The organism is Mesorhizobium sp. EU05-FHT14A09, assembly GCF_058790995.1.
In genome coordinates, this window is record NZ_JBYTDF010000004.1 from 613,219 (window position 1) to 619,218 (window position 6,000).

The following is a 6,000-nucleotide window of genomic DNA, read 5'->3' on the forward strand; positions in this document are numbered from 1 at the left end:
AGAGGGAGCAGAAGCATGAGCATCGAAACCGATGCGGCCGAGCGTTATTTCTCTGCCATCACGGCTGCTCTGACCGGTCTCGAAATCTTCATGCGCGACGACCGTTCGCCGCTCTATCGGCATGGCATCGTCGCCAAGATCGTGGCCGAGTATATCAGCCGCCTCGACAAGTCCTTCACCTGCTGGCGCAACCGCCTCGGCTTCATGGAGACGTTCAAGATCTCCCGAGCCGAAAGCGGCTATCCGGTATTCCAGAACCTGCTTGAGCTGGAAAACGACCGGCGTCAGGCCGACAGCCGGCTGGCCACCATTCCATCCGCGCGCGAACTGCGCGCCGAGATGGCCGACTTCATCCTGCGCCACAAGGAATTCCCGACGACGCTGCAGAAGTCGATGGCCGAACGGCTGTATCTGGAAGACATCAAGGGCGGCGAGACTTTCGGCCCCTTCACGCTGGCCCAGACCGCCAAGGTCTCGGTCAATCCGAAATCCGGCCTGCCCTACTATCTCGTGCATTGGGCGAGCTTCGACGGCAACGCCAACCTGCCGCTGGTCTATATGGCCACGGTGGAGGATTCCTCGGACAACATCGTGCGCCAGTTGGTCGGCAAGGACGGCCGCCTCAATGAAGACGTCGAGATCCCGCTGCCTGTTGACGGTCTGCTGAACCCAGACCTTGCCCGCCGCTTCGACGATTTCACTGAGAAGAACTCGGCCTATTCGCTGTCCCCGCTGACCATTGCCGTCAATCTCGACAAGGATTTCGAACCGCTGCACCCCAAGCAGTTGCGGCGCGTGGTCCTTGGGCCCTTCTATTCGGCCGGCATTACCGACAACAATTCGACGGTGACCGAGGTTCTGGCCAAGGTGCGCAAGCCGGAAAACGCCTGGCTGCTCACCTGGACCATCCAGGAAGTCTATTCGAAGGGCGAAAAGCCTGGCCGCCGCGGTCTTTTCTCCAGCGAGAAAACCACGCAGGAATTCTTCATCAACACCGACGACCTGGAGGCGACGCGCCAAGGCGTTTCCAGTTTCGAGAACCACGCGCTGGTGCCGCACGAAGCCTATCAGGCGCTTTATGCCGCAGGCGAAGCCCAGAAGATATTCGGCGGCTACAAGGTGCATATCCTGTCCGGTGGACGGGTGATTTCGGACGTCTGAGGCAGGATCCTGAACTGAAAGTCAGCGAAGCGGAAAATTGCAGACTTTTCGGACAGGGAACATGCGAAACAATGAGCCTGTTTGAGACGGCATAACGAGGGATCGAATGGACACCGGGCTTACCACCATTCCAGAGGCCGACATCGAGAAACACCGCGCTACCGCGCAGAGTTTCATCACCCGTGTCGTCGTGCTGGAGGATTCGTCCGGCGAATCCGGCACCGCGCTTGCCGGCACGGGCCGTCGCTTCGTCTCCACCGTTTCGACCGGGTCGCTGCGCAAGACGCGCGAAGTAGAGCTGCAGAAGACCGTTACCTCCATCCGGCCGGACGACCAGTTGATGTCGATCCCGCAACACACGCTGCTTTACCGCGCCCGACGCGGCATCTCGGTGGCATTGGCGGTTTCGGACATTTTCGCGCGCTCGACCGATCTTGAAAGCCTGCAGGCACAGAACGCGCGTTCCCCACTCGAGGGGGAGCAGGCAACGCAATTCAAGAAACTGCTTTCCGCATCGGCCTATGTCGCCGCCTTCGCTTTTGCCTCTTATCTGGCTCAACTGATCGACAGCGATGGCGAAGCACCGAACGACATCGCCGAACCGGACTTCCTGTTCGACACGCCACAGGATGCGGTGAAGTCGCTTGTTGCCGGTCTCGACAAGGCTCTCGCCGGCACGAAAGACGATGCAGATCTGCTGACGCGTGCAAAGAGCTTCGCTCGCGTTGCCATCGATGGCCTGCTGGCGCGCAAGGGCCGCTTCGATGGACTTGGCACCTTCGAGAACACGCATCTGCGCATAGACACGGACGACTTCACCATCGACGGTTTCGATGTCGCACCCGGCAAGAAGTCGAAGCCGCTGGTGATGACCTTCAAGAAGCCGGAAGAGGTTGTCGGCAACCACATCGCCAAGTACCAGTCGGTGAAACTGGCCAAGATGCTGATGGCCTATGATTTCGACCGGGAACTGAACCCGTTTGTCGAACTCGGTGGTTTTCTGTTCACCTTCATCGGTGATGGTGCGCCGGGCACCGGCAAGACGACACTGATCCAGATGATTGCCGGTCTGGTCAACGACTACTGCAAGGTCGCCGGCTATCCCTTCGCCTACGAGAATTTCGGCGTCGACCAGATCTCGTCCTACCAGGGCAAGTCCGGTCAGAACTGTCGGCAGTTCATCAACAATGTGCTCAACCCGCGCGCGATCGGCTTCGGCACCATCGACGACATCGACCAGGTGGCGGCCAAGCGTTCCGACGACCGGGCCTCGGCCGGACAGCAGGAAATCACCGGCGTGCTGATGGACGCCTTCGCCGGTGCCGGCACGGTCGTTCGCGGCAACTGCGCTTTCGGCATGTTTTCCAACTATCCCGAAAATGTCGACGACGCGCTGCGCCAGCGCGCAGGCGCCCGCTGGCTGGTCGACGGCCCGCAGACGCGCGACGACTACATCGACATTTTCGTGCTGCTTGCCGGCAAGAACCACAAGATTCCGCTCGGCGACCACAAACTCTATGCCGCTCAGGAGATTCAGCGTGCCGTGACCGAAGCCTATGAAGGCCACGACAAGCCGCATGAAGACGGGCTTGTGAAGGTCTACGAGCGCTTCATCAAGGAAAGCGGCGAACCGAAGACGCTGGAAGATGTCGGCAGCTATTTGCACCTGATCAAGGAAGCCGAGCCACGCTTCACCGGCCGCGCCATCAAGAACGTCACCGACGCCATCAAGATGCGCGCCATGGATATTGAGCTGCCCGACGAGTGGTTCGAAAAACCGGAAGCCTTCATGCACAAGAGCTATGATGACAAGAAGGCGATGATCGAGGAACTGCGCCGCCCGTTCGACATGGCCATGATCATGCAGGAGATCAACCGCTACGCCGATTCTGAATTCCGTTATGCCGACAAGTCCGACGATGCGACAGTCGACAGATTGCTCCGTGACGCCCGCCTGCGTGAACGCGCAGGTCGGGAAATGGAAGACTTGAAGAAGAAGGGGCTGTGGAGCGCGTAATGGATCTCCTGCGCGACAACGAGCTCATCTACGGCCGCCTGCTGCCGATCGACGAGCCGCATCTCATCGACCGCTACAACAAGGCACTGAAGGCGTTCGGTTTCAAGGCGACGAAGCTGAAGAGCTTCCACGTCGACCGCACCGGTTTCTCGCCCGAGATCGCTGAGGAGTGCGGCGACTATGATTATCTCGACCCCAACGGCATCAATCGCCGCTTCATCATTCTGACCCCGTCGCAGATCGACCTGCCGGTCGTCCACACGGCTTTCTCGAACACGTCGCAGTTGATGTTCGAATTCATGTCGAAGAACAGCCGCGCCATCGACGCGCTGACCATCAAGGACGTCATCTATGGTGAGATCGAGGATTCGGTCTCGACTGTGACTGACATTGAAGACCTGCTCTCCATCAATCAGGTGGAGTTCCGCGTCCTCTCCGCAGAAGACGTGCTCGGCAAGGCCTCGGAACTCGGCACGCTGGTCGACCGGCTGAAGCAGGAACCCGACGCCTGGCGCGACAACAAGATGCTCGAGCGCATGGTGGAACTCGCCAAGGTCACCGGCGACATCCGAGAGAACGCGCTGGTACCGGATCAGGTCATCTTCCGTCACAATGCCTATTGGACGAGCCATTTCGGCGGGCTTTACGTTTTCGTCGACTCGGACGTGACCACCGTTATCGGCGACCCGGCCGCGCCGGGATTCCGCCGCTCGCGACCGTGGCAGGTGAGCTACCTGTCGATCAAGGATCCCGATGCCGTCTTCCGTTTCCTTGCCAGCAGCGGCCGCATCGAACTGCCGCGCGCCTCGTGGATCGAAAGCTCGGGTTATCTCGAACACCGCGCTGAAATGGTAGTCCGCAACCTCATCTGGCAGGCCGATCCCGACCGCAACCTCTCCAGCGTCGACAAGGTCTGGCTGCAGACCTGGATCCACAACAATGCCTCCACGATCAACCGCGACGGCGATTTTCCGTTTCTCAACGCAGCCAAGCGCGAGATCGGCCAGCTCGGCCAGTTGAGGATCGACGATGTGCAGCCCAGGCAACGCTTCCTGGTCGTTCGCGCAAAACCAAGGCATCCAGATGCCTGGCTGACCAACCGGTTGATCTCGGATTTCGTACCGTCGGACTTCGTTTCCCGCTACGTCTTCAACAAGCAGGGTTTCTACAAGGACTATGAAGGCTTCAGCGAGGCCTGGCGGTCACATGTTGTCGACGTGCTGAAAACCACATATCTCAGGGACAAGGAGACGTTCAGGAACCGTCTCTATGGACTGACCAACTAAATCAGGATGATGTTTGGTTGAAGCGTCATCTGATTTAACTTTTTATTTTGCCGCATGATCTTTTCCGAAAGGTCTTCAACTTTTCGGGGTCATGCTCTTAGGGGTGCCACGGCATGCTAGATCCGATCGTGAATTTCATCACCCGGATATTCCAGTGGATCGGCCGTGGCATCGGCCTCCTCATTGGCGTCATCCTGTGGCCATTCATGTGGCTCGGTCGCTGGTATTTTCAGCGCGGCTGGATCCTGAAGACGCTGGTGGGGGTCGGCCTGCTCATCCTCCTGGCGCTCTACGCCAATTTCTTCTACGCCACGCAATGGTGGAACAATTTCGATACGAACTATGTCGACAAGTACAAGTTCGAAAGCCGCAACGTCTCGGCGGGCGAGCAGGTCACGGCCGGTGCCGGCACAGATACGACAAAATCATGCGGGCGCTCCGCGATCGCCGACGTTGCCGCAGACCTGACCGATTTCAACGTGAACCAGAATGCCTGGATTTCGTCGATGATCCTCTACAAGGTCGGCCTGTTCGGCTATGACTGGGACAAGACGCCATTCATGGACAACAAGGCTTCGTTCCAGCGCGGCATCAACCAGGCCGTGCGGCGCACTGCCACCGAGCTTGCCGACAATATGGGCCGTGTCCGCACCACCTCGCAGATCGACGGCGACCTGCAGGATGCGCGCGGCAACCTGCAGTTCGACGAATACACCTGGTATTTCGGATTGAGCCCGTTCGGCCCCAAGACACCGACGCCGAGCTACTATCGTGACGCCATCAAGAAGCTGCGCGCCTTCAATGACAGGCTCGGTGCCTGCCAGGCGGTCTTCGATGCGCGCGCCGACAATCTCAAACAATATCTCGACCGTATCTCATCCGACATCGGCTCGACCTCGGCGATCCTCAAGGATCGCGCGGAGAACTACAATTACGGCTTCTTCGACCCGCGCGCCGACGACCGTTTCTGGTTCGCCTACGGCCAGCTCTACGCCTATTACGGGTTGATGATGGCGGCGCAGGCCGACTACGAGGACGTGCTCAAGCAGAAGAACCTGAAGAGCCTGTGGGACACGATGGACGCACAGTTCGTCTCCGCGCTGCGCATCCAGCCATGGCTCATCGCCAACAGCGATGAAACCGGCATCTTCGCGACACATCTGACGACGATGGGCTTTTATGTTCTGCGCGTCCGCTCGAACCTTGTCGAAATCAGCAACGTGCTGGCGCAATAGCGAATGAAGTTAGCCGGTTGTGTTATGTCGCAAGCTGGCTTGCGATAACAGCTGCTCCTTACCCTATTCGCTGCTCGCCACTCGCTATTCGCTCCAAATACCGCTGTCGCATTTCGCGTATTGCGCGGCTGTTTTGAGACGGCGGAAACGACCCACACTCGGCTTCTATGCCGCACGACACCGATGGCGAATGCCTCGCCTGATGATTTGGGAGATCACTGGATATGGCCGAGTACAAGAGTGACATCGAGATCGCGCGAGGCGCGAAGAAGCAGCCGATCCAGGCGATCGGTGAGAAGAT

At 59.0% G+C, this 6,000-nt stretch carries 4 protein-coding genes; all 4 read left to right on the forward strand.

Going from position 1 to position 6,000, the window contains the following annotated elements:
* Nucleotides 1-15: 15 nt before the first annotated feature.
* Nucleotides 16-1,161 carry a hypothetical protein gene (locus AC3WTO_RS17980; protein WP_492462104.1) on the forward strand — a complete coding sequence of 382 codons (1,146 nt, stop codon included), beginning with the start codon at nt 16-18 and terminating at the stop codon, nt 1,159-1,161.
* A 106-nt stretch (nt 1,162-1,267) separates the two neighbouring features.
* On the forward strand, nt 1,268-3,178 hold the full coding sequence (locus tag AC3WTO_RS17985) for an AAA family ATPase (protein WP_492462105.1): 1,911 nt from the start codon (nt 1,268-1,270) through the stop codon (nt 3,176-3,178).
* The gene (locus AC3WTO_RS17990; RefSeq protein WP_492462106.1) at nt 3,178-4,464 is read left to right on the forward strand and encodes a DUF6638 family protein; all 1,287 of its coding nucleotides are present in this window, start codon (nt 3,178-3,180) and stop codon (nt 4,462-4,464) included. The genes AC3WTO_RS17985 and AC3WTO_RS17990 overlap by 1 nt, the downstream gene beginning before the upstream one ends.
* 113 nt (nt 4,465-4,577) lie before the next feature.
* Nucleotides 4,578-5,699: a DUF2333 family protein gene (locus AC3WTO_RS17995; RefSeq protein WP_492462107.1), complete on the forward strand. Its 1,122-nt coding sequence runs from the start codon at nt 4,578-4,580 to the stop codon at nt 5,697-5,699.
* Nucleotides 5,700-6,000: the final 301 nt, after the last annotated feature.

Excerpts from the sequence above, each read along its gene's own strand:
- AC3WTO_RS17995 (WP_492462107.1), top strand. The coding sequence starts at position 4,578 with ATGCTAGATCCGATCGTGAATTTCATCACCCGGATATTCCAGTGGATC.
- AC3WTO_RS17990 (WP_492462106.1), top strand. The coding sequence starts at position 3,178 with ATGGATCTCCTGCGCGACAACGAGCTCATCTACGGCCGCCTGCTGCCG.
- AC3WTO_RS17980 (WP_492462104.1), top strand. The coding sequence starts at position 16 with ATGAGCATCGAAACCGATGCGGCCGAGCGTTATTTCTCTGCCATCACG.
- AC3WTO_RS17985 (WP_492462105.1), top strand. The coding sequence starts at position 1,268 with ATGGACACCGGGCTTACCACCATTCCAGAGGCCGACATCGAGAAACAC.